This is a genomic window from Streptomyces subrutilus (genome assembly GCF_008704535.1).
Taxonomy (GTDB): Bacteria; Actinomycetota; Actinomycetes; order Streptomycetales; family Streptomycetaceae; genus Streptomyces; species Streptomyces subrutilus.
In genome coordinates this window covers 591,129-616,190 of record NZ_CP023701.1, presented here as the reverse complement: position 1 = coordinate 616,190, position 25,062 = coordinate 591,129, and the positions used below count along the sequence as shown (strand labels likewise).

The window sequence follows — 25,062 nt, the reverse complement described above, 5'->3', positions numbered from 1 at the left end:
AGGACCCGATTACCGCTGCGCACCGGTGTTCGGCAGGATGGCCCGCATGACCGAGATCCTGACCCCCCGCCTCATCCTCCGCCGCTGGCACGACGACGACCTCATCCCCCTGTCGGAGATCGACGGGGACGCGGAGGTGATGCGGTGGATCGGCGACGGATCGGTCCGCGGCCTGGACGACAGCGCCGAGGACATCGAGCGCATGGAGGAGGAGTGGGACGAGGAGGGCTTCGGCCTCTTCGCCGTCGAGCTCCTCGGCTCCGGCGAGCTGATCGGCGTCGTCGGCCTCTCCGTACCCGAGTACCTGGCCGAGGTGATGCCGGCCGTGGAGATCAGCTGGCGCCTGGGCCGCCAGTACTGGGGTCAGGGCTACGCCTCGGAGGCCGCCCACGCCACGCTGGAGTTCGCCCTCCAGGACCGCGGCCTGGACCGGGTCGTGGCGATCAACCGGGCCGGCAACGACGAGTCCGAGAACGTGATCCGCAAGCTCGGGATGGTGGCGGAGCGCGACACCACCCACCCCGCGTACGGCCACCTGCTGCAGATCCACGGCATCGACCTCACCGAATACGAGGCCTGAGCCCGGACCGGCTCCGCCACGGGGACCGAGCACGGTACGGCTCCGATGCGCCCCCCGACGCCGCCCGGCCCCGGGCCCGCTACGGCCTCGCCGCGGCCGGCGCATCGTCCGATCGGAGGACCCCGGCATCCTCCGGGCCGCCCGCCGACTCCGGCCGCAGGGCGGACCGGCCGGGACCGCGCGCGGGACCAGCATGGGAACGGGGGAGCGGGAGGGCACGGACGGCCCTCCCCGCCCCGGAGCCGAGAGGACCACCATGAACCCGCACGACCGACCGGACCGGGCGCTCCTCGAAGCCGCCCGGCGCGGCGACGCGGCCGCGGTCGGCGCGGCGCTCGCCGCGGGCGCCCGCGTCGAGGCCCGTGACGACCAGCTGCGCACCCCGCTGCTGCTCGCCGCGCTCGGCGACCACGCCGACGCGGCCGCCGTCCTGCTCGCCGCCGGCGCCGATCCCGACGCCCCGGACTCCCGCGCCGACAGCCCCTGGCTCGTCACCGGCGTCACCGGGAGCGTCCGCATGATGCGGCTGCTGCTGGCCGCCGGACCCGACCTGACCCAGCCCAACCGGTTCGGCGGGACCTCCCTCGTCCCGGCCGCCGAACGCGGGCACACCCGCTACGTGCGCGCCGTGCTCGACGAGACCGCCATCGACGTCGACCACGTCAACCGGCTCGGCTGGACCGCCCTGCTGGAGGCCGTGATCCTCGGCGACGGCGGCCCCCGGCACGAGGAGGTCGTCGCCCTGCTGCTCGCGGCGGGCGCCGATCCCCTGCTGCCCGACCTCGACGGCGTCACCGCCCACGAGCACGCCACCCGCCGCGGCTTCGACGGCATGGCCCGCCTCCTCGCCGCCGCCCGCGGAACGCGGGCCGTCTCCGGAGCGCAGGGCGCCCCCGGGACGGAGACCGGCCGGTGAACCGCCGTACGACGGGCACCCGCACCGCCCTCGCGGCGCTCGCCGCCGCCCTGCTGCTCGGGGCCTGCGGCGCCGGACCCGGCCCGGCCGCGACCGCCCCCGCGCCCTCCGCGTCCGCCCCGCCGCCCGCCACCGCACCCACCCCGCAGGGCACGCTGCTGACCGCGGACTTCGGCGCCGACACCGTCACCTTCACCGACCCGCGACACGGCGCGATGGCCTCGGTCCCCGTCGGCCGCGCCCCCTACGGCCTGGCCGTCGGAGCCGACGGCCGGGCCTGGGTGGCCACGGCCGAGGGCGTCGCCGTCGTCGACACCCGCACGCGCGAGCTGGTCGCCCGCGTCCCGTACCGCACCGACACCGGCCCCGCCGCCGACGGCGAGTACCGCGGCGGTGGCATGGGCATCGCGCTGGCGCCCGACGGCGCCCACGCCTACGTCGGGGTCAACGTGCCCGGCACCACGGGCGTCCTGGAGGTCGTCGACACCGCGACGCGCGAGGTCACCTCCGTCGTCCCCGTGGGCCGGCGCCCCTTCGACGTGGACGTCTCGCCCGACGGCTCCGAGGTCTACGTCACCGGCCACGACTCCTTCGACGTCACGGTCGTCACGGCCGGCTCCCCGGGCTCCCCGGCCCCGCGCCGCATCGAGGTGGCCCCGTACGGCACGGAAGGCGGCCTCGGCTCCTGGCTCAAGCCGCACTACACGGCCGTACGCCCCTCCGACGGCATGCTGCTGCTCCCGTTCGAGGGGGAGCGGCTCGCCGTGGTCGACCCCCGCACCGGGCGCACCACCGTCGAGCGCATGACGGCCGACACGCACCAGCACGGGGCGACGGCGGCCCCCGACGGCCGGCTCCTGGTGGTGGGCACCGGCGCGGTGCGGGCCGGTGACGGCGAAGGCCCCTCGCTGACGGTCCGCGACCCGGACGGGACCGAGCGGGTCCACCCGCTGGAGGGGCCGCACGAGGACGTCGCGCTCTCGCGGGACGGGCGCACGGCGTACGTGACCGGCGGCTTCACCCGCGACGGCTACTGGAACGGCATCACCGTCGTCGACCTCGACACGGGCGACACCCGCCGTCTGCCGACCGGCTCCCGCCCACTGGGCATCGCCGTGCTGTAGCCCCCCGCGCCGCCGGCCCCGGGGCGCGGTCGAGCCCGTCGGCGGGTCTGCTGCCGCCCTTCGTGGGACCGGTGCGCCCCGCGTCGGAGCGTCCCGGGCCGGGAACCGGGGCGGCGTGGACCATCGGTCCATGACCACCACCTTCATCACCGGAGCCAACAAGGGCCTGGGCCGCGAGACCGCCCGCCGCCTCCTCGACCTCGGCCACACCGTGATCATGGGCGCCCGCGACCCGGAACGGGGGGCCGAAGCGGCCGCCGCGCTGGGCGCCCGGTTCGTCCGCGTCGACGTCACCGACGAGGCCTCCGTCACCGCCGCCGCGGCCGACGTCGCCGCGCACGAGGGGGCGATCGACGTCCTGGTGAACAACGCCGGCATCACCGGTCCGCACGCCGATCCCGCCGACCTGACCGCCGCGGACGCCCTCGCCGTCTTCGACGTCAACCTGTTCGGCGTGATCCGCACGACCCGCGCCTTCCTCCCGCTGCTGCGCCGCTCGCCGGACCCCGTCATCGTCAACGTCAGCAGCGGGATGGGATCGCTCGCGCTCACCCACGACCCCTCGCGCGCGGAATCCTCCGTCGTCGCACCGCTCTACACCGCTTCGAAGGCCGCCCTCACCATGCTGACGACGCAGTACGCCAGGGGCCTGGAGGGCATCCGCGTCAACGCCGTCGACCCCGGCTACACGGCGACCGACCTCAACGCCCACAGCGGCCCGCAGTCCGTCACCGAGGGCACCGACGCGATCGTCCTCCTCGCGACCGAGGGACCCGGCGCCGGGTCGGGCCGCTTCATCGACCGGAACGGCCCGATCGCCTGGTCCTGACGGAACCCGAGCCGAGCCGAGCCGAACCGCCCTGATCCGACCCCGGCCCGGCGCGCCCGCCGCCCGTCGCGAAGGCCTACGGGGCGCCGCCGGCCCGGCGCCGCGAGGCCCGGGCGCGGGCCGCCTCGTGGGCACCGCGCAACAGCCGCAGTACCGTACCGGCCGTCCGCGCACCGGGGTTGACGACGCAGACCCAGCCGAGCTGCCCGTACACGGGGTGCGGGACCAGCGTGTCCGCGGCGGCGGGGTCGCGCGGCAGGCGCAGGTCACGCGGTTCCTCCCCCGTGAGTTCCCGGAAGACCGCCCGTTCGACGTGCACGTTCACGCGCCACCGCCCCGGGCCGAGGGCCGAAGCGGCGTCACCCGGGTAGTCCTTGGTGACGATCGTGCCGTAGGGCTGGAGCGTGGGGGGAGGGGGGCCGTCGGGGGAGTAGGAGAAGAACGCGTCCCCCCAGACCAGCTCCGGAAAGCCGCCGCCCGCCTCCGGCAGGACCACGTGCGACCCGTCGAATCCGCGCACGTGGGCGATGATCCGTTCCCTGCTCATGCCCCTGCCCATGTCCATGTCCATACTCGGGTCCGTTTTCATGGTTCAAGCATCGGCTTGAAGTGCTTCCGGGGGGTTGACCGTGGACGAGACGGCGAACGCGACGACGGACGAGACGCGACCGGCGCCGCTGCGGACCCTGGACGTCGCGCGGCTCTCGGGGTATTCGGCGCAGCAGGTCCGGGACCTCGAACGGCTCGGCGTCCTGCCGCCCGCCGCCCGGTCGGACAACGGCTACCGCTCGTACACGCAGCTCCACGTACGGGCCCTGCGCGCCTACCGGGGGCTCGCGGCCGCCGTGGGGCCGGTGGAGGCCAGGGAGCTGCTTCCGCGCCTGCGGACGGGCACGCTCGCGGAGGCGGCCGCCGAGGCCAACGCCGTCCACGCCCGGCTCGCGCGGGAACGCGACGAGGTCCTGCGGGCCCTGCGTGCGCTGCGGGTCATCGAGGCCGAAGCCCACACTGCGGGTGTGGAGCGGGAGGGCGACGCGATGACGATCACGGAGCTCGCCGGCGCGCTCGGGGTACGCGCCTCGACCCTGCGTTTCTGGGAGCGGGAGGGCCTCCTGCACCCCGAGCGGGTCACCTCGCTGCGCGCGCGCCGGTACGCCCCCGCGGCCGTCGGGGAGGCCCGCATCGTCGCGGCCCTGCGCGCCGCCGGGTACGGCATCGCGGCGGTGCGCGAGGTGATGGACTCCCTCCACCGGCCCGACGGCCCGCGCGACACCCGACGGATCCTGGACGCCCGCCTCGACCGGATCGCCGAGCGCTCGGTGGCCCTCCTGCACGCGGGCACCGACCTGGCGGCCGTCGTCACGGCCGGGCACACACCCCGTTAGCCCCACCGGCCCCGGGACCTGCGGCTTTCCGTGGACGGCGGCCGGGCCACGGCACGGCCGCCGCTGGTGTCGGTCGCCTGTGCGACGGCCTTCATCACATGGTTCCACCGGACGCGGCGCACCGCCGGGACGGCCCGGACGGTCACGCCGCCGTCCTGGCCGCACCCGGGCAGGGGCCGGGCGCCGGGAGTGCGACGGTGCGGCTCCCGGGCGCCCGTCGGGGCGGGCCGGGTCATTCCGCGTAGTGGTTGCCCTGGAGGTGGAGCGAGCGCAGGGACGCCTCCAGCGCGAAGCGGTGGTCCGGGTCCGTGATGCGCGCGCCCAGGTGGGCGTCCAGGTTGCGCAGGCGGTAGCGGACCGTCTGCGCGTGCACCCCGAGCACCTCGCCCACCTGCTCGGCGGGGGCCCGCGTGGCGATGTGGACGCGCAGCGTCTCGACCAGGCGGCCGCGCCGGGAGCCGGTGAGCGCGCCGAGCGGGGCCAGTTCGCGGGCCGCGATGTGGGTGACCAGGGCGGGGTCGGACAGGAGCCACAACGTTGTCAGATGGTCTTCGCAGTGCACGAGCGGTCCGTCGGGCACGATCCCGTCGTCGATGAGCTGCAGCACCCTCCTGGCCCAGCGCAGGGAGTCGGCGGCCTGCGGCGGCGGCACGGTCAGACCGACGACGGCCGGGGCGCCCGCCAGGGCGGATTCGAGCATCGCCAGACGCTCGGGGGTGAGTGGTCCCGGGATCAGCAGGTGCGGCTGCGGGATGCCGAGGTCGGCGAGGACGTCCCGGTCCAGGCACGCCCGTATGTGGTCGGGCGCCGGCACGCGCAAGGCCACCAGCGTGCACTGCGCGGGGAGTTCCCAGGCCGCCTGCTCGCACAGCTCGGAGATGGCCGCCTGCGGCAGGGGCGGTCCGACGAGGATGAGGTGGAGCAGTTGCCTGCGTAACGCGGACACCTCGGAGGCGGCGCGTGCCTGGACCTCCGCGTACCCCTCGCGCGCCAGTGCCTCGAGCTCGTCGACGTACGCGAAGAGCGCGTCGGCGAAGGCGAGGATCAGCGAGGGGGACAGGTTGTACTGGCGGCCCATGGTCTTGGCGCGGCGCAGCGCGATGCGCGCGCCGAGCCGGTAGGCCCCCTGGAGGGTGTCGAGGTCACGGCCCTCGTACGCCTCCACCCGGCCGAACTTGCGCAGCAGTTCGTCGCGCTGGGCCGAGCTCGAACCGGGGTCCGCGACCCGGTCGACGAACGTGCCCAGTGCCTGCTCCACGCCTTGGCGGATGGCGTCCGCGCTGGGGCCGTCGAGGAGGCGGGCGTACACCGGATAGGCGCGCTGGACCTCGACGCGGATCTCCTTGATGAGGCCCGGGACCTCGGGCCTCATCAAGGCCGCGAACTCCTTGGGGAGCGGATCGAGCGGTTCACCGAGGTCCGGTGGTTGTGCGATTGAGGGCATGACCGATTCCTTGCTCTCCTGCGCGCCCGGTGGGGGGAGTGGCGTGACAGCGCCCTGCTGGCTGGAGGGCGCTGGAGCGGCCGTCAGGTGCATACCTGTGTGAGGTGCTGACGCTAGGACAAGTGCGCTGTGCTGTACACCGGTTGAACAGGAGTTGCGCAGGAGGACGGGTCGAGGCCGGCGAGTCGGCCGGGAATCGCCGGTCGGTGACCGTTACTTGACCGCGGAGTGCCAGTTCTGCGCGAGCCGCTTGCCCGCGTCGGGGGCCACCGTGCCCGGGGCGTAGAGCCCGCCCAGGTAGGTCTGGGTGTTGTTCAGGGTCAGGCTGTTCTTGCCCGCCGCCGACGGGAGACCGGTCTTGAGGTTGACCGCGGCGTCGATCAGGCCGAACAGCCCCAGGCCGCAGCCGCTGGCGCCGGGAACGGCGAAGGACGTGTCGCTCTGGGTGGAGCCGAGGAGGTTGAGACGGCTCATCTCGCCGTCCTCGTTCGGGCTGCCGTCACCGTTGAACCGCTCCACGCCGAACGACGGGTAGGTGAGGTTCTTCGGCTTCAGGACGATCGGGTTGTTCTTGGTGCCGATGTAGCAGTTGCTGCCCAGGAACGGGTTCTCCAGGTGGATGCGGACCGGGATGTTCACGATCGTCTGGTCGGTGACCACGCCCGCGATCTGGTCGAAGTCGGAGGGGGTGCCCACCGACTCCAGGGTCGCGGTGATCTTGTTGAGCTTGCCGTCCGCGAGCTGCTTGCAGATCTCGGTGATGCCCGGGATGTTGCTCGGACACATCAGCCCGAGGAGGCCGCCGGGCACCGTCGCGGAGTCGGCGATGATCGCACCGGAGGCGGGTGCGACGACGGTGCTGGTGCCGTCGGAGTTCTGCACGACGCCGATCTGCAGGTTGCTGTTGCCGGTGATGACCGTCGTGTTGCCCAGCTTGATGGACCCGCTGGTGGCGTACGAGACGACGCACTGCGGCGCCTTGTCCAGGCCGTCCGCGCCGAGCATCGTCGGCGAGTCGACGGGGCAGCGGGTGAACGGAGCCCAGGAGCCGCCCAGGGCCGGCGTGGCGGCGGTCGCCGTACCGAGGGAGGCGAACGCGCCGAACGCGGTCAGCGCCGATACGGTCACGAGCCGGGTGCGTGCGGAGGCGAGTGGCATGGAGGTGCCTTTCGGTGGCGGGAACGTGCGGAAACGTGCGGATCGGTCGTGCGGGGGTGCGGCGGTACGGCGGTGCGGGTCCCGCGCGCGGGAGTGCCGGTGTGCGCCGGGGCGCGCAGGGCGTCCGGGTGGTGCGGATCAGCGCTCCGGCGCGGGGACCACGTACGGCTGGCGGTCCTCGGTGCACTGGCCCTCGGTCGGCACCTCGACGCCCACGGCGCACGTCTGGCCCTGGATCTGCTTGACGTAGTTGCCGGAGCCCGAGATGGACGCGGTCAGCAGCCGGTCCAGGTTCTCGCCGCCCGCCCCGCAGCCCGTGAAGGCGGGGATGGTCACCTCGCCGGTCAGCGGGCCGCCGGAGGTCAGGACGTAGCCGGTGGCGTCCGTGCCGTTGATGAGCTGACCCTTCCCGAGCATCACCAGGTGCGGGCCCGGGTAGGTGGCCGGATCGGGTTCGGGGGAGCTGAGCGGGGTCTCGGTGCGGCAGGACGGGCCGACGTCCAGGCGCGTGCCGTTGACCTCGACGTTCAGGACGCGCAGGACCAGCGGGGCGCGCACGTACGTCTCGGCGATGTTGTCCGGGAAGACGAGCAGGACGTCCGACGCGACGGTCATGGGTCCGGCCTGCTCCAGGATCATGGTCGCGGTCGTCGGGGTGAAACCGAAGGTCAGGAAGGTGGAGGTGAACGGCGGGGTCTGCTTGCGGCCCTGGTAGTCGAGGTAGGCGTCCGACTTCTGGAGCAGGTGGATGCTGCCGTCCGGCGGGAAGGAGATCTCCGGGTCGCCCTGCTCGATCTGTACGCACGACACCGGGATCAGCGAGGCGCCGGCCAGCTTGCGGACGTTGGAGTAGCCGGTGATGTACGCGTTGAGCGACTTGTCGGTCGGGTTCTCCTTGACGCAGGGCGGCGCCGGCGGCCTGTCGGCCGCCAGACCGGCGCGGGCGTCGCCGACCTTCGGTGCCTTGTCCTTGTCCTTGTCCTTGTCCTTGCCGCCCGGGGCGCCGGGAGCACCGGGCGCCGCCGACCCGCTCGGGGACGCGGGGTCCGTCGGCCGCCCGGACGCCGGGGCCGTGGGGGCCGACGGGGAGGGCGAGCCGCTCGGGGCCGGGGTGCCGGTGGCCGGTCCGATCGGCACGGTGGCCAGCAGGCCGTGGCCGTCCGCGTCCTTCGCGAGGGTGCAGGCGAGGGAGAGGGACGGGGGAGCGGTGGGGGCGCCGTCGGCCGTGCCGAGGGCGAGGTCGACGGCCAGGCCCGTGGCCGTGAGGGTGAGGTCGCCGTCGGCGGCCGCCGTCACCGCCGGGGCGTCGCCGGTGGTGGTGAGGGTGAGCGTGCCTTCGGCGGGAAGGGGGACGGGCCGGGCGGTGCCCCGCCAGAGGGCCTGTGCCTTCGCCTCGTGCTGGGCGACGTCGAGGGCCAGCCTGGTCTCGGGCACCACGGTGGTGGCCTTGAGGGCCGTCAGGTCGGCGACGGCCGCGGCCGGGAGCTCGACGGTGGTGGTGACCCCGGTGGGACGGATCGCCTCGCCGGCCTTCGCCCGGTCGGGGAAGGCGGCCGTGACCCGTACCGCGGCGCGCTGCGTTCCCGAGGGCAGCGCGCAGTCGTAGGGCAGCTTCGCGGTGATCTCCTGCGAGCCCACCGCGGCCGCCGCCGACGGGATCAGGGGGGCGAGCGCCACGAAGGCGGCGATCGCCGCACCGCGCGCGCGGCCGCGGGGTGTCCGCAGGGCGGGACGGTGGCCTGTCATCGCTTGCTCCGCTCGGGGATCGTCCGGGGCGCCGACCGTCGGCGTGGCCGGTCGGCCTGACGGGTGGGCGTGACGGGTCGGCGTCGAGGGTCGGCGAACGCCCGGCCGGTCCCGCCGGTCGGGCGTACGGACCCGGGGGAGTGCCGGCGGCACTCCCCCACGTCTTACGGGTTGGTGCCGACGATGGTCGGGATGACCGTGGTGCCGGTCTTCTTGACCAGGTAGGCGCCGGTGAAGATCGGCTTGGCACCGACGGGCACCGCGCTGCCGCAGTTGGTCGACGACACCACGTTGAGCTCACCGGTGACGCTGGAGACCGCCAGCTTGCCCGTCGAGTTCGTGTACGTGCTGGACGCCTTGCCCGTGACGCGGAAGACGCAGGCACCGACGGTGACCTTGGCGTCGACGTTGCCGATGTAGCCCTTGGTGACGCCGGTCGCGGCCGTGTAGTCCTGGGCCACCACGGTCCACGGGGTGGTGGGGACGGTGGTGACGTTGCCCAGGACGCTGGTGCAGGGCGAGCCGGTGGCACCGAAGTTGATGGCGCTGATCGAGCCGACGGTGGCCGGGTTGCCCGTGGCGCTGGCCATCGAGCCGGAGGCGCCCGACGTCGTACACGTCATGGCGATGCCGTTGACGCTGAGGACGATGTTCCCGCTGTTCGTCGCCGTGAACGTCGAGGGAGTCGGGTTGACGGTCCACGTGGTCGACGGCAGGGCCGATGCCGGGCCGGCCGTCAGGGCGAAGGCGGCGGCAGCGGCGCCGGTGACGACGGCGAGGTTTCTGATGGTCTTCTTCATGGCTCTGGGACTCTCCTTGGGGATTGACCGGCAGAGGTGGGCCGCAGCTGTGCGGTGGGAGGGACAGAAGCGGCCCGCGGCTCGGTGTTCCTCGGCCGCGACGCTGACGTTACTTGCGGGAAACTTGGCTGAACAATGGCGCAGTTCAAGATTCTTTGAAGAGCCCGAATTAACTGTTCGCCGGGTGAGCGGTCCCCGTCGCCGCTTTGGTCCCCAGGTGCGCAATGTCGATAATCGCGGCCCGTCGCGCACCTCGCTGCCACATCTTGCGACCGGGTAGAGCGTATGCATCTCGATATGAAGAGAAACTGCTCTCGCCGGTGACAAGCGACCGCCCCCATGTGTGCTCCGCGTGACAAGAAAGGCGGGGGCGCGTGCGGTCTCGCGGAAAACTCAGAACCTGGTATTGCCGTCGGAGGTTACCGGGTCGTAGCGTTCCGGGTGCGACGCTCGACCCCTGGTTGGCGGCCCCTTGAGGCAGGGGTCCTGACGGATGGTTTTCGGCCCGGCCTCCTGCCGGGACGGATGCTTCCGGTGGGGCCCCGCGGAGCCGGCTCGCGGACCCGCGGGGCCCCACCGTGTCTCACCGGAGACAAGTGGCGCACCCGGCTTTGTCTGCCCGGTGACACATTCCGGGACGCCGGGCCGAATTCGTGCCACGCCTATTGTCGGGATGATCGTGAACGACCTAACGTGCGGCCCGCGGTGCACACGCGGCACACGCCTGCTGGAGGTGGTATGGGAATCGAAGTAGCTGTTGAGGGTCTGACCATGTCCTTCGGCAAGCAGAACATCTGGCAGGACGTGACCCTGACGTTGCCCGCGGGGGAAGTGAGCGTCATGCTCGGTCCCTCCGGCACCGGGAAGACGGTGTTCCTCAAATCGCTCATCGGGCTGCTGAAGCCGCAACGGGGACGCGTCCTCGTGGCCGGCGTCGACATGGTGAACAGCCCCGACCGCGACATATACGAAGCACGCAAACTCTTCGGCCTCATGTTCCAGGACGGCGCCCTCTTCGGGTCCATGTCCCTCTTCGACAACATCGCCTTCCCGCTGCGCGAGCACACGCGGAAGAAGGAGTCGGAGATCCGCCGGATCGTCATGGAGCGCATCGACGTCGTCGGGCTCCTCGGCTCCGAGGGCAAGCTCCCCGGCGAGATCAGCGGCGGCATGCGCAAGCGGGCGGGACTGGCCCGCGCGCTCGTGCTCGACCCGCAGATCGTGCTGTGCGACGAGCCGGACTCCGGCCTCGACCCCGTCCGCACCGCCAACCTCTCGCAGCTCCTGATCGACCTCAACGCGCAGATCGACGCGACGATGCTCATCGTCACCCACAACCTCGACATCGCCGCGACCGTCCCCGACAACATGGGGATGCTCTTCCGGCGCAACCTCGTCACCTTCGGCCCGCGCGAAGTGCTGCTCACCAGCGACGAACCGGTCGTGGCGCAGTTCCTCGCCGGACGCCGCGAAGGCCCCATCGGGATGTCCGAGGAGAAGGACGAGGCCACGCTCGCCGCCGAGGCCGCCGTACCCGCATCCGCGCCCGCCGAGCCCCGGGTCATCGTCCCCCAACTGGAGCCCTCGCCCGGCCTGCCGCAGCGCCAGGCGGCCCTCAGGCGGCGCGAGCGCGTCCTCGGCATGCTCGACACGCTGCCGCCCGCCGCCCGCGCCGCCATCGAGGACACCTACGCCCACGGGGCGCAGGCACCGACCCTGCGGCTTCCGGCCACCGGGAGCGGCTCGTGATCACGGGCGCGCTGCGGCAGACCGGCCGGCTCTTCGCCCTCGCGGCCGAGGTGGGCCGGGCCATCTTCCGACGGCCCTTCCAGTTCCGGGAGTTCGTCGAGCAGTTCTGGTTCATCGCCAGCATCACGATCCTGCCCGCCGCGCTCGTCTCCATCCCGTTCGGTGCGGTGATCGCCCTCCAGGTCGGCTCGCTCACCCAGCAGTTGGGCGCCCAGTCGTTCACCGGAGGCGCCAGCGTCCTCGCCATCATCCAGCAGGCGAGCCCGCTCATCGTCGCCCTGCTCATCGCCGGCGCCGGAGGCTCCGCCATCTGCGCCGACCTCGGGTCCCGCACGATCCGCGAGGAGCTCGACGCGATGGAGGTCATGGGCGTCTCGCCCGTCCAGCGCCTGGTCGTGCCGCGGGTCCTGGCGACCATGGGCGTGGCCGTGCTCCTCAACGGGCTGGTGTCGGTCGTCGGCACGCTCGGCGGCTACTTCTTCAACGTCATCCTCCAGGGCGGCACCCCGGGTGCCTACCTCTCCAGCTTCTCCGCCCTCGCCCAGCTGCCCGACCTGTACATCAGCGAGTTCAAGGCACTGGTCTTCGGGTTCATCGCGGGCATCGTCGCCGCCTACCGCGGCCTCAACCCGCGCGGCGGCCCCAAAGGGGTCGGCGACGCCGTCAACCAGTCCGTCGTCATCACGTTCATGCTGCTGTTCTTCGTGAACATGGTGCTGACGGGCATCTACCTGCAGATCGTCCCGCCGAAGGGAGGCTGAGGCCGATGGCCTCCCCGTTCGTCTGGCTCGACCGGTCCGGCGACCAGTTCCTGTTCTACGTCAAGGCACTGGCCTGGATCCCGCGCACGCTGCGCCGCTACCTCAAGGAGGTCCAACGGCTGCTCGCCGAAGTGGCCTTCGGTTCCGGCGGCCTCGGGGTGATCGGCGGCACCATCGGCGTGATGATCGCCATGACCCTGTTCACCGGCACCGTCGTCGGCCTCCAGGGGTACGCGGCCCTCGACCAGATCGGCACCGCCGCGTTCACCGGGTTCATCTCCGCCTACTTCAACACCCGCGAGATCGCGCCCCTGGTCGCCGGGCTCGCCCTCTCCGCGACCGTCGGCGCCGGCTTCACCGCCCAGCTCGGCGCGATGCGGATCAACGAGGAGGTCGACGCCCTCGAAGGGATGGGCATCCGCTCCATCCCCTACCTGGTCACCACCCGCATCATCGCGGGCGTCGTCGCGATCATCCCGCTCTACGCGATCGGCCTCCTCTCGTCGTACGTCGCCTCCCGCTACGTGACCGTCCTGTTCAACGGCCAGTCCCAGGGAACGTACGACCACTACTTCAACCTGTTCCTCTCCCCGACCGACGTCGTGCTGTCGGTCCTCAAGGTGTTCATCTTCAGCGTCATGGTGATCCTCGCCCACTGCTACTACGGCTTCCGCGCCTCCGGCGGCCCGGCCGGGGTCGGCATCGCGGTGGGCCGGTCCGTGCGCAACGCCATCGTGCTCATCAGCGTCACCGACTTCTTCCTGTCGCTGGCCCTGTGGGGCGCGACCACGACCGTGAAGGTGGCGGGGTGAGATGAGCAGCCCACGGGGTGAGACCCTGCGCCGCCGGCTCGCCGGAATCGTCTTCCTTCTGGTCCCCGTCCTCCTCGTCTGGCTGGCGATCGCCGTCTACGACAAGCAGTTCACCGACAGCGCCCCGATCACCGTCGAGACGAGCAGCGTCGGCAACGAGATGCACCCGGGCGCCGACGTCAAACTGCGCGGCGTCGTCATCGGCGAGGTCCGCTCCATCGACGCCACCGACACGGGCGCCCGGCTCACCCTCGCGATGGATCCGGCGACCCTCGGCGACGTCCCCTCCGACGTGCGCGCCCAGATGCTGCCGACGACCCTGTTCGGCGAACGCTTCGTGGCGCTCGTCCCGCCGTCGGCGCCCTCGGCCGAACCGATCGGCGCCGGGGCCGTCATCCCCGAGGACCGCTCCAGCAACGCCGTGGAACTCCAGCAGGTCCTGGACAACGTCCTGCCCATGCTCACCGCCGTCCAGCCGCAGAAGCTCTCCGCCACCCTGTCCGCCGTCTCCCGGGCCCTCGAAGGACGCGGCGACAAGCTCGGCACCACCCTCGCCCAACTGGACGCCCACCTCAAGGAGTTCAACCCCGAGCTGCCCGCGCTCAACCGCGACCTCCAGGAGCTGGTGAAGGTCAGCAACCTGTACGCCGACGCGGCCCCGGACATCGTCACCGCGCTCACCGACTTCACCACCACCAGCGGCACGCTCGCCGAGAAGGAGAGCGAGCTCGCCGGCACCCTCGGGGCCACCACCCGCACCGCCCAGGACGTCACCGCCTTCCTGCGCCAGAACAAGGACAACATCATCCGGCTCAGCGCCACCGGCAGGCCGACCCTGGAGCTCCTCGCCGAGTACTCCTCGTCCTTCCCCTGCACCCTGCGCACCCTCGCCGAGTTCGTGCCGGCCATGGACAAGGCCCTCGGCAAGGGCACCGACCAGCCCGGGCTGCACGTCAACGTGGTCACCGTGCCCTCGCGGGGCGCGTACGTACCCGGCCGCGACACCCCCTCGTACACCTCGGGCGGCGGCCCGCACTGCTACCCCGTGCCCTACCTCGGGGTCCCGGCGGCGCCCGCCGCCCGGGCCACGGCGGCGGCCGAGCAGAACCTCGGGCCCGCCAACTCCCCGCAGGAGAACGACTTCCTGAACGAGCTCCTCGCTCCCGCCGCCGAGAAGCAGCCCGGCGACCTGCCCGACTGGAGCAGCCTGCTGGCCGGTCCCGCGTACCGCGGCGCGGAGGTGGTCCTCAAGTGACGCACGACCTCGCCCACACCCGACGGCGCCCCCTGACCGGGCCGCTCGTCAAGTCCCTGATCTTCGTGCTGGTCACCGCCCTCGCCACGACCGTGCTCGCGCTCAGCATCGCCAACACCGGCGTGGACTCCGGAACCCGCTCGTACAAGGCGCTGTTCACCGACGCCACCGGGCTCATCGACGGGGACAGCGTGCGGATCTCGGGAGTGAAGGTCGGGGAGGTGACCGACGTCCGGGTCGTCGACCGGCGCACCGCCCAGGTCACCTTCCGCATCCGCGACGACCGCACGCTCCCCGGCTCGGCGACCGCCGCGGTGAAGTACCTCAACATGGTCGGACAGCGCTACGTCGCCCTCGACCGGGGCAGCGGCGACGTGGGCGGCGACCTGCCGCCCGGCTCCACCATCCCCCTGGAGCGCACGACGCCCGCGCTCGACATGACGCTGCTCTTCAACGGGTTCAAGCCGCTCTTCGAGGGTCTGTCGCCCAGCGACGTCAACGACCTCGCCGGCTCGCTCGTCCAGGTCCTCCAAGGCGAGGGCGGCACCGTCGACAGCCTGATCCGGCACGTCGGTTCGCTCACGCAGACCGTCGCCGCCAAGGACAAGGTGATCGGCCAGGTCGTCACCAACCTCAACACCGTCCTGGAGACCCTCAACACCCGCGAGGCCGCCTTCGACGACCTGGTCGTCACCCTCCAGAAACTCGTCACCGGCTTCAACGACGACCGCAAACCCCTCGGCGAGGCCGTCCTGGCCATGGGCGACCTCACCACCACGACCGCGGGACTCCTCCAGGACGGGCGCGCCCCCCTGAAGCAGAGCATCGGCGAACTGGGCCGCCTCGCGACCACCCTCGGCGACCACACGCCGCAGATCGAGGACTTCCTCGACAGGACCCCGGCCAAGATGACCGCCCTGGCCCGCCTGTCCTCGTACGGGTCGTGGTTCAACCTCTACCTCTGCGAGGCCCGCGTGAGCGGTGTGACCACCTCCGACGGCTCCGCGCCGCCGACCGGCATCACCGTCACCGAATCGAGGTGCCGAGGATGAGCCGCCCGCCCAGGTTCACCCCCGTCAAGGACCGCAACCCCGTCGCGGTGGCCGCCGTCGGGCTCGTCGTCCTCGCCCTGCTCGCCGCCCTCGCCTACAACGTCGACCGCCTCCCGTTCGTCGGCGGCGGCACCGCCTACAGCGCCGACTTCACCGAGGCCGCCGGCCTCGGCGACGGCGACGAGGTGCGCATCGCCGGGGTCAAGGTCGGTTCGGTCACCGGGGTCGCGCTCGACGGGCCCAAGGTGAAGGTGACCTTCGAGGTCGGCGACGCCTGGGTCGGCGACCGCTCCACCGCCGCCATCGCCATCAAGACCCTGCTCGGCGACAAGTACCTGGCCCTCGACCCGCTGGGCTCCGCACGCCAGGACCCCGGCAGCCGCATCCCGCTGTCCCGCACCACGTCCCCGTACGACGTGACCCAGGCCTTCCAGGACCTCAGCGGCACCGTCGACGCCATCGACACCAAGAAGCTCGCCGAGAGCTTCGCGACGATCTCCGACACCTTCAAGAACTCGCCGCCGAACGTGCGCAGCGCCGCCACCGGCCTGTCCGAGCTGTCCAAGTCCGTCTCCAGCCGCGACGCCCAGCTGGTCCAGCTGCTCCAGGGGAGCCGGACCTTCACCAAGACCCTGGAGGGCAAGAAGTCCAGCTTCGAGACCCTGCTGGAGGACGGCGGTTCGCTGCTCGGCGAGCTGAAGGACCGGCGCGACGCCATCCGCGCCCTCCTCAAGGGCAGCCGGGACCTGGGCACGCAGCTCAGCGGCATCGTCGACGACAACGACCGCCAGCTCGGCCCCACCCTCAAGGCCCTCGGCCGCGTCACCGAGGTGCTGGAGAAGAACAGCAGCCAGCTCGACAAGACCCTCGCCCTCGTCGGCCCGTACTACCGGCTCGTCGGCAACACCCTCGGCAGCGGTCACTGGTTCGACAGCTACCTGTGCGGAGTCGTGCCGCGGAACTACCTGCCCGAGGCGTCCCAGCCCAAGACCGGATGCCAGCCGCCGCAGCAGGCCGCGGCGGCCAAGGGGAGCGGTGAATGATGACCAGACCCGGAAAACCCCTCGTCTTCGGGCTCGCCGTCGTGGTGCTCGCCGCCGTGGGACTCGTCGCCGTACGCGTCCTCGGCTCCGACGGCACCCGTGTCACCGCCTACTTCGACCGCGCCGTCGGCGTCTACGCCGGATCCGACCTGAGGATCCTCGGCGTGCGCGTGGGCGAGGTCGAGTCCGTGGAGCCCGAGGGCACCCGCGTCCGCGTCCGCCTCCACGTCGACGACGGCGTGCGCGTCGCGGCCGACGCGCGGGCCGTCATCGTCGCCCCGAGCATCGTCGCGGACCGGTACGTCCAGCTCACCCCGGCCTACAGCTCCGGCCCCGCCCTCGCCGACGGCGCCCGGCTCGCCGCGTCCCGCAACCGCACCCCCGTCGAGATCGACCAGCTGTACGCCTCGATCACCGACCTCGGCAAGGCCCTCGGCCCCGACGGCGCCAACGCGACCGGCGCCCTGTCCGGCCTGCTCGACACCGGCGCGGCGAACCTCAAGGACAACGGCGACGCGATCGGCACGTCCATCCAGGAGTTCGGCAAGGCGGCCAAGACCCTCGACGGCAGCAGCGACGACCTGTTCGCCACCCTCGGCCAGCTCCAGACGTTCACCACGATGCTCAAGGACAAGGACGGCGACGTCCGCACCGCCCAGGAGCGCCTCGACGACGTGGTGAGCTTCTTCGCCGACAACAAGGACGACCTCGCGGGCGCCCTCGCCGAGCTCGGCAAGGCCCTCGCCCAGGTGAAGACCTTCATCCAGGACAACCGGGACGAGCTGAAGCAGAACGTCGACCGGCTCGTCCCCCTCACCCAGGCCCTTGTCGATCAGCGGGCCTCCCTCGCCGAAGCCCTCGACACGGCCCCGCTCGCGGCGGCCAACGTGGTGGGCGCGTACAACGAGGACACCCGCACCCTCGACGGCCGGGCCAACCTCAACGAGATCAGCATGGGCGGACCGCTGCTCCCGCTGCCCGTGGCCGGCGGCTCCTCGGCCGCGGGCGGGAAGGGGGACCGGTGAAGCGCCGCACCCCCTTCACCGGCAGGGCCGCCGGGACCCGGATCGGCGGGATCGTCGCCCTGGGCGCGGTCGTGGTCCTCACCGCGACCCTGCTCCCCGCCGACCTGCCCCGCTTCGACGGCATCGAGGACCTGCCGCTGCCCGGCGGCGCCGACCTCGGCTCCCACCCGTACACCGTCACCGCCGAACTCGCCGACGTCCTCAGCCTCGTCCCGCAGTCCGCGGTCAAGGTCAACGACGTCGCCGTCGGCCGCGTCACCGAGATCCGCCTCGGGACCGGCGAGTGGACGGCGCGCGTCACCATGAAGATCAACGGTGACATCCGCCTGCCCGCCGACGCGGGCGCCCGCCTGCAGCAGTCCAGCCTCCTCGGCGAGAAGTTCATCGAGCTCACCGCCCCCGCCAAGGACACCGGCGGGGCGCGCCTCGCCGACGGCAGCACCATCCCCCTCGCCCGCACCAGCCGCAACACCGAGGTCGAGGAGGTCTTCGGCGCCCTGTCCCTGCTGCTCAACGGCGGCGGGGTCAACCAGCTGAAGACCATCACCAAGGAGCTCAACGCCGCGCTCGGCGGACGCGAGCCCGAGGTCCGCTCCATGCTGGAGCGGGTCAACACCCTCGTGACCGACCTCGACGCGCACCGGGGCGACATCACGCAGGCGCTCGACGGCGTCAACCGGCTATCCGCCACCCTGGCCGAGCGCAAGGAGGACGTGGGAACGGTCCTCACCGGCCTCTCGCCGGGCCTCAAGACCCTGGAGGAGCAACGGGGCTCGCTCCTGACCATGCTGCGCGCCCTCGACACCCTGTCGGGTGTCGCCGTCTCCACCATCAACGCCGGCAAGGACGACATGGTCGCCGACCTCAAGGCCCTCGCGCCGACCCTGAAGGCGCTCGCCGACGCCGGCGCCGACCTGCCCGACTCGCTCCAGGCGCTGCTGACGTACCCCTTCACCGACGAGGTGATGCGGGGCGTCAAGGGCGACTACCTCAACACCTACCTGTACATCGCCGCGGAGCCCGGCACCCGGATCATCCCGCCGCTCGTCCCGCAGGCCACGCCCAGCCCCACCCCCACCCCGCCGGCCGACCCGGGCGACCCGCCGGCCGATCCGGGCACCACCGCCCGCGAGAACCGGCCCGGCGGCAGCGCCACGAAGCCGGCGTCCCCGCTGCCACTGCCGCCCGTCCGGAGCGCCACCCCGGGCGCGCCGGGCACCGCCACCGGAGCGCAGGACGGAGGCAAGACCCGGTGATCACCCTCGCCGTACGGCTGAAGAACCTCGCGTTCCTCGTCATCGCCGTCCTCGTCCTCGGCTTCCTCGGCATCCGCTACGCCGACCTCGGCCGCTACGTCGGCGCCGCCGACTACTACACCGTCGACGTCCACCTCGCCCGCACCGGCGGCCTGTTCCCCCACTCCGACGTCACCTACCGGGGCGTCTCCGTGGGCCGCGTCGGCGCCATCGACCTCACCGCCGAGGGGGTCGTGGCCCGGCTGCGCATCAAGAAGTCGGCCGCCCGCGTCCCCGCCGACGCCAAGGCCGTCGTCGCCGGGCTCTCCGCCGTCGGCGAGCAGTACATCGACCTGCGGCCCGACAGCGACCGGGGCCCCTACCTCGCGGAGGGCTCCCGCATCGACCAGGCCGACACCCAGGTCCCCGCACCCGTCACCGACCTCCTGGTCAGCATGAACGACCTCACCCGGTCCGTACCGCTCGAATCGTTGCGCACCGTCGTCGACGAACTGGGCAAGGCGTTCGAGGGCCACGGCGACGACCTCCAGGCCCTGATCGACAGCGGCAGCGCGTTCGTGCAGGCCGCCGACCGCTCCCTGCCCGAGACCACCCGCCTCATCAACGACGGCGAGGTCGTCCTGCGCACCCAGGCCGAGGAGGGCCGGGCCATCCGCGACTTCGCCACCGGCGCACGCGAGCTCGCCGTCACCCTCAAGGGCTCCGACGCCGACGTGCGCCGCCTGCTCGCCGTGACCCCGGACGCGGCCACCCAGGTCAGCGGCCTCCTGCGCGACCTCGACCCCAGCCTCGGCGTGGTCCTCGCCAACCTGCTCACCACCTCGGAGATCGCCGTCACCCGGCAGCGCGGCATGGAGGAGCTCCTCGTGAAGTTCCCCGCCGCCGTCTCCGCGGGCGCCACCACCGTCGACGGAGGACGGATGAACCTCGGCATGGCCGTCACCTTCTTCAAACCGCTGCCCTGCACCACCGGCTACGGCGGTACGCGCTACCGCAACGGCCTCGACCTCGGCACCGCACCCGCCCTCAACACCGGAGCCTCCTGCACCAGTCCGGCCTCGTCCGGGACCAACGTGCGCGGCTCCGCCAACGCCCCCAAGGGCGGCCCCGTACCCACCCCGGCCCGACCCGGTTCGCTGCCCGCGGGCGGCGCCCGCTCCGCCACCGGGCCGGCCGCGCCCGCCCTGCCCGGCGCACTCGCCCTGCCCGGCCAGGGCGACGGGCCCACCGACCTGGCCGGGCTGCTCGGCCTCGGCGCCGGGAGCGCCCGATGAGGCGGGCACGCGTCCTGGCGGGCGCGGGACTGGCCGTGGCGCTCGCCTTCTGCGGGACGGGCGCCTGGACGTACGCACAGGCCCGCACCGACGACGGTCTCGCCTTCGGCCGGGAGCGCGACACCGTCCTCGCCCAGGGCCGCGACCACGTGGCGGTGCTCACCACCCTGGACGCCTCCACGCGCGAGCACGCGCAGGCCGGCATCCAGGCGTGGCGCGACGCCTCCACCGGCCCGCTGCACACCGAACTGGGCGCCACCCGGCCGGCCGTGGGCGCCTCGGCCCGTGCCACCGTCACCGAGGCGGCCGTCACCGCGCTGGACGCCCGGGCGGGTACGGCGAAGCTCATCGCGACCGTGCGCGTCGACGTCACGCCCCAGGGGGCCGCGAAGCCGACGAGCGACCGCAAGCGGCTCGAAGCCGTCCTGGAGCGCACGGGCGGGAACACCTGGAAGGTCAAGGCGCTGAGCGCCGTTCCGGTGGCGGGGGCGAGCCCGAGCGCCGCCGGTTCCGCCACCGCCAGCGGGGGGAGCGGGTCCAGGTGACGGGGCTGCTGCGGAAGACGACGGACGGACGGACGCGGGCCGGTGCGCCGGAGCCGGCGCAGGAGGCGCTCGCGCCGGACACGGCGGAGGGCCCCGTCGGTAGGGACACGACCGACCCCGGCACCTCGGGGGTGCCCGACACCGGGGCCGGAGCGGCCGCGGCCCCCGACGCGTCCCCCGACGCGGCCTCCGTCACCGCGCGGGCGGCGGACGCCGACGGCGCCGACGGCGAGGACGGGGGTGACGGAGACGAGCGGGCCGACCCGGACGTCCGGGCCTCCGGCTCCGGTCCCCGCTCCGGCGGCCGGTGGCGCACGGCGGCCTTCGCGGCGGCCGTCGCCGTGCTGCTCCTGGCCGGGAGCGCGCTCTTCTTCGGTGCGCACCAGCTGCGCTCCACCCCGTCCGCCCAGAACCGCGCCCTCACCGACACCGCGGCCACCGACCGGGTGAGCGGCGAGGTCGGCGACGGCCTGGCCAGGATCTTCTCGTACACCCCGACCGGCGCCGACGCCACCGAGCGGTCGGCCCGGACGGTGCTCGGGGGCCGGGCCGCCCGGCAGTACGCCGACCTGTTCGCCCAGCTCCGCGCGAACCTGGAGAAACAGAAGATCACCCTGAACACGCAGGCCGTCCGCACCGGGGTGATCGAACTGGACGGGGACACCGCACGGCTGCTGGTGCTCCTCGACCAGACCTCGCGGCGGGACGAGGGCTCCACCACCTCGGCCTCGGCCCAACTGACCGTCACCGCACGCTTCCACGACAACCGGTGGCAGATCGTCGACATCAAGGCCCGCTGAGAGATGAGCGGGAGAGAAGAGCACTCCATGACACGCGCGGTCCGCGCCCTCAGGGGCACCCGGCCGGTCCTGGCCGCCGCCCTCGCGCTCACCCTGGTCGCGGGCGGCTTCGCCGCCTGGGCGGCCCAGGACTGGTACGGGGCGAGCCACGACGAGTCCGCCGCGTACGCCGTCCAGCGCGACCGGGCCCTCGCAGCGGCGGAGCAGGCCGTGCAGAACCTCAACACCCTCGACCACGCGAAGGTGGACCAGGGCCTCGACCTCTGGGAGTCGTCCACGACCGGCGATCTGCACGACCAACTCGTGCAGGGAAGAACGGAGTTCGCCAAGCAGGTCAAGACGGCGAAGACCGTGACGACGGCCCGGGTGCTGTCCGGCGCCGTCACCGAGCTGGACGACCGCGCGGGGCGGGCCAGGGTACTGGTCGCCCTGCGGATCACGGTGAAGGCGGCCGACGACAAGAGCAGCGACAAGGACAGCCGCATGCTCGGTGAACTGACCCGCTCCGGCGGCCAGTGGAAGCTCAGCGCGCTGGGCCAGGCCCCGGTGGGAGGCACGGCGTCCGGCTGACCGGCCCGCGCCGTACCGCGCGAGCCGCCCGCACCCGAGAGCCGCACGTACCCGAGAAGGACAGGCACGATGTCGACGACCCGCCACCTCATCAACCGCCAGCGCCGCCGTCAGGCCGTGGGCAACCAGACGGTCCCCGCAGCGCCCGCGGCCGACGACTCCGGCCCGCAGCGGGCCCCCGCCACCGCGTCCGGTGCCCCCGTGGGCCTGCTGCCCGCCCCCGAGCCGGCCCGGACACCGACCGGGAAGGCGGCGGGCACGCGGCGGACCGCCGGCGCGAAGCGGCAGGAGCCGCCGGAGCGGGGCGCAGCGCCCGCAACGGCGGGCACGGACGGCAACGCACGCGGGCACCTCGCCCCCCTCCTGGTCCTCTGCGTCCTCACCCTCCTGCTCGGCGCCTTCGCCGGATTCGCCGCGAGCCGGGCCGGGGCACTGCGGGACGACCCCGTGCGCGCCAACACCGCACTCACCGACCTCGCCCGCACCAGCGAGATCAAGGGCCAGGCCGCCAAGGCCGTCGCCGCCCTCTTCTCCTACGACCACGCGCAGCCCGCCGCCTTCGACAGCGCGTCGAAGACCCTGCTGACGGGCAAGGCCGTCACCCAGCACGGGACGCTCTTCAAGGACGTCCTCGCCCAGGCCCAGAAGCAGAGGACGGTGATCACCACCACGGTCACGGACAGCGCGGTCGAGCGGATCGACGGCGACCGGGCGCGCGTCCTGATCTTCGCCGACCAGAGCAGCGTCGGCACGGCGGGTGCCGAGAAGCAGGACCCCAAGGACCAGGGCGTCTACGCGGGTGCGATGTTCGCCCTCGACCTCGTGGAGCAGGACGGACGCTGGCTGGTGGAGGGGATCGACACCTTCGGCCGCTGAGCCGGGCCCCTGTCGGGTCCGGGCCGCCACGTCGGCGTCCGGGTCCCGCTCCACGCAGCCGGCCAGCCGATCCGCACTGCGGCCTCCGGGTCCTCCTGGACCGCGTGGACTCCGGCATGCCCCCGCACCCCGGCGAGCCCGCGACACCTCGGCGTCCGCATATTTCCTTGAGCCCGCAGCTGCGATCGTGTTGGCTGGCGGCGCCGAACCGTCGGCACCACCGGTGTCCGCCGGGCCGTAGCAGGGAGTCGAACGTGCAGGACATCGAGGTCGATCCCGTTGCCCACAATCGGGCAGCCTGGGACAAGTACGTCCAGGACGGCGACGAGTGGACGAGGCCGGTGAGTGCCGAGGACGTCGAGCGCGCCCGCAGGGGCGACTGGTCGACCGTTCTCATCGGCCGTGAGCCGGTCGACCGCTCCTGGCTGCCGGCCGACCTGACCGGCAAGGACGTGTTGTGCCTGGCGTCCGGCGGCGGCCAGCAGGGTCCGATCCTCGCCGCCGCGGGAGCGCGGGTCACCGTGTTCGACAACTCGCCCCGCCAGCTCGGCCAGGACCGCATGGTGGCGGCGCGCGACGGGCTCGGACTGCGCACCGTCCTGGGTGACATGCGCGACCTCGGTGCCTTCGACGACGCAACGTTCGACGTCGTGTTCCATCCGGTCTCCAACCTCTTCGCACCCGACCTGGCACCGGTGTGGCGCGAGTGCTTCCGCGTCCTGCGACCGGGCGGAACCCTGCTCTCGGGCTTCCTCAACCCCGATGTGTACCTGTTCGACCACGAGGCCCTCGACGGGCGCGGCGAGCTGATCGTCGTGCACAAGCTGCCCTACAGCGATGTCACGCAGTACTCCGCCGAGGAACGCGCCACGAAGTTCGGCGCTGACGCCGCCCTGGAGTACAGCCACACCCTCACCGACCAGATCGGCGGGCAACTCGCCGCGGGGTTCGTCCTCACCGGCTTCGCGGAGGCACCGGACCGCTCCAGCGCATCCGGCGCACACATGTCGAACTATTTCGCGACGCTGGCGGTCAAGCCGGGCTGACCCGGCGCGGCGCCGCCCGAGACGGCCGCGAACCACCCGGCGGCCAGTGCGGGATCGGCCACCGGTCCGCGCGGTACGCCGCGTCCTCGGCCGGCCCGGTGCAGCGCCGTGCCGGCCGACCCCTCCCGGGGAGGCTCATCCGGGCCGCGACGTCGAAGTCCGCCGCGCTCAGTCGGTCGGGTCGGACATGAACTCCCGCACCTCCTGCGCGCAGCGGCACGCGGCGGCGATCTTGGCGGCCCACTCCAGCGCCTCCTCACGCGTGGGCACGTCGATGATCGAGAACCCGCCGGGCACCGCCTTGGTCTCGGGGTACGGGCCATCGGCGACGGTCCCGTCGGTGGACACCACGCTCGCCCGCTGCGTGTGCAGTCCACCCCCGAAGACCCACACACCGGCGTCCCGAGCCTCGCGCACCACCCGGAGCGAGTCCTCGGTGACCTCGGGCAGCTCCTCCTCGGGAATGATCATCGTGCCGTCGTCGAACGAGATGAGGTACCGCGTCATCCATGGCTCCCGTGGTCGTCGGCCTCCACGGCCGTCTTCCCAGCCTACGCCGCAGGCCTCCCCGGCACCGGTCCGCCGGTCGGATTTCACTTCGGCCTGTTGAACCGCGCAAAACGGGGAATCCGAAGGTCGACTACTTGTAGGACCCGTGGAGTGTGAGGGCTGAGGCCGCCGCGCCCCCTATGCGAGGAGAAGCCCTCCATGACGACCGCCGCAGCGCCGATGCCGGGCTCCGTCTTCGATGCCGCCCTGGACGCCGCGTACGAGACGCACCGCCGGTTCCGGCACGGTGCGTTCGCGGAGGACTGCCCTACCTGTCACGTACCGGCGGGCGAGCTCTGCCTCGCCCGGCGCAGCGTCCACGTCGCACGCCGCCGAGCCCATCACGCCGGCCGCCTGCAGCGCAGCGAGATCCCCCTGCGGACCGCGTTCGTCCGCTGAGCGGGAGTGACCCTCCGCGGGTCCCTCCGCCGGTGCGGCCGATCAGTACGACCCCTTCCGCCCCGACG

26 protein-coding genes are annotated in these 25,062 nt (G+C 72.9%); 20 read left to right on the top strand and 6 right to left on the bottom strand.

Annotated elements, in window-relative coordinates; genetic code table 11:
• The first annotated feature begins 46 nt into the window (after positions 1-46).
• The 4 genes from CP968_RS02635 to CP968_RS02620 all read left to right on the top strand — a co-directional run bounded on the left by CP968_RS02635 (position 47) and on the right by CP968_RS02620 (position 3,449).
• The gene (locus tag CP968_RS02635; protein WP_150516437.1) at positions 47-580 is read left to right on the top strand and encodes a GNAT family N-acetyltransferase; all 534 of its coding nucleotides are present in this window, start codon (positions 47-49) and stop codon (positions 578-580) included.
• A 256-nt stretch (positions 581-836) separates the two neighbouring features.
• On the top strand, positions 837-1,496 hold the full coding sequence (locus tag CP968_RS02630; RefSeq protein ID WP_150516436.1) for an ankyrin repeat domain-containing protein: 660 nt from the start codon (positions 837-839) through the stop codon (positions 1,494-1,496).
• Positions 1,493-2,620, top strand: coding sequence for a hypothetical protein (locus tag CP968_RS02625; RefSeq protein WP_150516435.1), 1,128 nt, complete (start codon positions 1,493-1,495; stop codon positions 2,618-2,620). The genes CP968_RS02630 and CP968_RS02625 overlap by 4 nt, the downstream gene beginning before the upstream one ends.
• A 130-nt stretch (positions 2,621-2,750) precedes the next feature.
• Entirely contained in the window at positions 2,751-3,449 is a 699-nt protein-coding gene (locus CP968_RS02620) for an SDR family NAD(P)-dependent oxidoreductase (RefSeq protein WP_150516434.1), read from the top strand.
• 76 nt (positions 3,450-3,525) lie between these two features.
• Here CP968_RS02620 and CP968_RS02615 read toward each other — a convergent pair whose 3' ends face one another.
• Positions 3,526-4,038 (bottom strand): DUF6194 family protein, encoded by a 513-nt coding sequence (locus CP968_RS02615; protein ID WP_229885813.1) that lies wholly within the window; start codon positions 4,036-4,038, stop codon positions 3,526-3,528.
• 88 nt (positions 4,039-4,126) lie between these two features.
• On the opposite strand from CP968_RS02615, the gene CP968_RS02610 reads away from it, so the two are divergent.
• On the top strand, positions 4,127-4,834 hold the full coding sequence (locus tag CP968_RS02610) for a MerR family transcriptional regulator (protein ID WP_150521666.1): 708 nt from the start codon (positions 4,127-4,129) through the stop codon (positions 4,832-4,834).
• A gap of 232 nt (positions 4,835-5,066) precedes the next feature.
• Here the strand turns inward: CP968_RS02610 and CP968_RS02605 are convergent, their stop codons facing one another.
• The 4 genes from CP968_RS02605 to CP968_RS02590 form a co-directional block, all read right to left on the bottom strand.
• A complete protein-coding gene (locus CP968_RS02605; RefSeq protein ID WP_150516433.1) occupies positions 5,067-6,278 on the bottom strand; it encodes a PucR-like N-terminal domain-containing protein in 1,212 nt (403 codons plus the stop codon).
• 213 nt (positions 6,279-6,491) lie between these two features.
• A complete protein-coding gene (locus tag CP968_RS02600; protein WP_150516432.1) occupies positions 6,492-7,436 on the bottom strand; it encodes a hypothetical protein in 945 nt (314 codons plus the stop codon).
• A 138-nt stretch (positions 7,437-7,574) separates the two neighbouring features.
• On the bottom strand, positions 7,575-9,182 hold the full coding sequence (locus CP968_RS02595) for a DUF6801 domain-containing protein (protein ID WP_150516431.1): 1,608 nt from the start codon (positions 9,180-9,182) through the stop codon (positions 7,575-7,577).
• 164 nt (positions 9,183-9,346) lie between these two features.
• Positions 9,347-9,982: a hypothetical protein gene (locus CP968_RS02590; protein ID WP_150516430.1), complete on the bottom strand. Its 636-nt coding sequence runs from the start codon at positions 9,980-9,982 to the stop codon at positions 9,347-9,349.
• A 738-nt stretch (positions 9,983-10,720) separates the two neighbouring features.
• Here CP968_RS02590 and CP968_RS02585 point away from each other — a divergent pair.
• The 14 genes from CP968_RS02585 to CP968_RS02520 all read left to right on the top strand — a co-directional run bounded on the left by CP968_RS02585 (position 10,721) and on the right by CP968_RS02520 (position 24,046).
• On the top strand, positions 10,721-11,731 hold the full coding sequence (locus tag CP968_RS02585; RefSeq protein ID WP_150516429.1) for an ABC transporter ATP-binding protein: 1,011 nt from the start codon (positions 10,721-10,723) through the stop codon (positions 11,729-11,731).
• On the top strand, positions 11,728-12,492 hold the full coding sequence (locus CP968_RS02580) for an MlaE family ABC transporter permease (protein ID WP_150516428.1): 765 nt from the start codon (positions 11,728-11,730) through the stop codon (positions 12,490-12,492). Before CP968_RS02585 ends, CP968_RS02580 begins: the two co-directional genes overlap by 4 nt.
• Before the next feature lie 5 nt (positions 12,493-12,497).
• Entirely contained in the window at positions 12,498-13,304 is an 807-nt protein-coding gene (locus tag CP968_RS02575; RefSeq protein WP_150516427.1) for an MlaE family ABC transporter permease, read from the top strand.
• A 1-nt stretch (position 13,305) separates the two neighbouring features.
• Complete coding sequence (locus CP968_RS02570; RefSeq protein WP_150516426.1) at positions 13,306-14,559, top strand: MCE family protein; 1,254 nt, start codon at positions 13,306-13,308, stop codon at positions 14,557-14,559.
• Positions 14,556-15,611 carry an MCE family protein gene (locus tag CP968_RS02565; protein WP_150516425.1) on the top strand — a complete coding sequence of 352 codons (1,056 nt, stop codon included), beginning with the start codon at positions 14,556-14,558 and terminating at the stop codon, positions 15,609-15,611. The genes CP968_RS02570 and CP968_RS02565 overlap by 4 nt, the downstream gene beginning before the upstream one ends.
• Positions 15,608-16,654: an MCE family protein gene (locus tag CP968_RS02560; protein WP_150516424.1), complete on the top strand. Its 1,047-nt coding sequence runs from the start codon at positions 15,608-15,610 to the stop codon at positions 16,652-16,654. Before CP968_RS02565 ends, CP968_RS02560 begins: the two co-directional genes overlap by 4 nt.
• On the top strand, positions 16,654-17,679 hold the full coding sequence (locus CP968_RS02555; RefSeq protein WP_150516423.1) for an MCE family protein: 1,026 nt from the start codon (positions 16,654-16,656) through the stop codon (positions 17,677-17,679). Before CP968_RS02560 ends, CP968_RS02555 begins: the two co-directional genes overlap by 1 nt.
• The gene (locus tag CP968_RS02550; RefSeq protein ID WP_150516422.1) at positions 17,676-18,935 is read left to right on the top strand and encodes an MCE family protein; all 1,260 of its coding nucleotides are present in this window, start codon (positions 17,676-17,678) and stop codon (positions 18,933-18,935) included. The genes CP968_RS02555 and CP968_RS02550 overlap by 4 nt, the downstream gene beginning before the upstream one ends.
• Positions 18,932-20,209: an MCE family protein gene (locus CP968_RS02545; protein ID WP_150516421.1), complete on the top strand. Its 1,278-nt coding sequence runs from the start codon at positions 18,932-18,934 to the stop codon at positions 20,207-20,209. Before CP968_RS02550 ends, CP968_RS02545 begins: the two co-directional genes overlap by 4 nt.
• Positions 20,206-20,754 carry a hypothetical protein gene (locus CP968_RS02540; RefSeq protein WP_150516420.1) on the top strand — a complete coding sequence of 183 codons (549 nt, stop codon included), beginning with the start codon at positions 20,206-20,208 and terminating at the stop codon, positions 20,752-20,754. The genes CP968_RS02545 and CP968_RS02540 overlap by 4 nt, the downstream gene beginning before the upstream one ends.
• A 131-nt stretch (positions 20,755-20,885) precedes the next feature.
• Entirely contained in the window at positions 20,886-21,554 is a 669-nt protein-coding gene (locus CP968_RS02535; protein WP_373303983.1) for a hypothetical protein, read from the top strand.
• 27 nt (positions 21,555-21,581) lie between these two features.
• Complete coding sequence (locus CP968_RS02530; RefSeq protein ID WP_150516419.1) at positions 21,582-22,124, top strand: TerD family protein; 543 nt, start codon at positions 21,582-21,584, stop codon at positions 22,122-22,124.
• 69 nt (positions 22,125-22,193) lie between these two features.
• Positions 22,194-23,000, top strand: a complete 807-nt coding sequence (locus CP968_RS34360; protein WP_150516418.1) for a hypothetical protein — start codon at positions 22,194-22,196, stop codon at positions 22,998-23,000.
• Between the two features lie 254 nt (positions 23,001-23,254).
• Positions 23,255-24,046: a class I SAM-dependent methyltransferase gene (locus CP968_RS02520; protein WP_150516417.1), complete on the top strand. Its 792-nt coding sequence runs from the start codon at positions 23,255-23,257 to the stop codon at positions 24,044-24,046.
• Positions 24,047-24,214: 168 nt separating this feature from the next.
• Here CP968_RS02520 and CP968_RS02515 read toward each other — a convergent pair whose 3' ends face one another.
• A complete protein-coding gene (locus tag CP968_RS02515) occupies positions 24,215-24,553 on the bottom strand; it encodes a YciI family protein (protein WP_150516416.1) in 339 nt (112 codons plus the stop codon).
• A 201-nt stretch (positions 24,554-24,754) separates the two neighbouring features.
• Between CP968_RS02515 and CP968_RS02510 the strand changes: the two genes are divergently transcribed.
• Positions 24,755-24,994, top strand: a complete 240-nt coding sequence (locus CP968_RS02510) for a hypothetical protein (protein WP_150516415.1) — start codon at positions 24,755-24,757, stop codon at positions 24,992-24,994.
• The last annotated feature ends 68 nt before the right edge of the window (positions 24,995-25,062 follow it).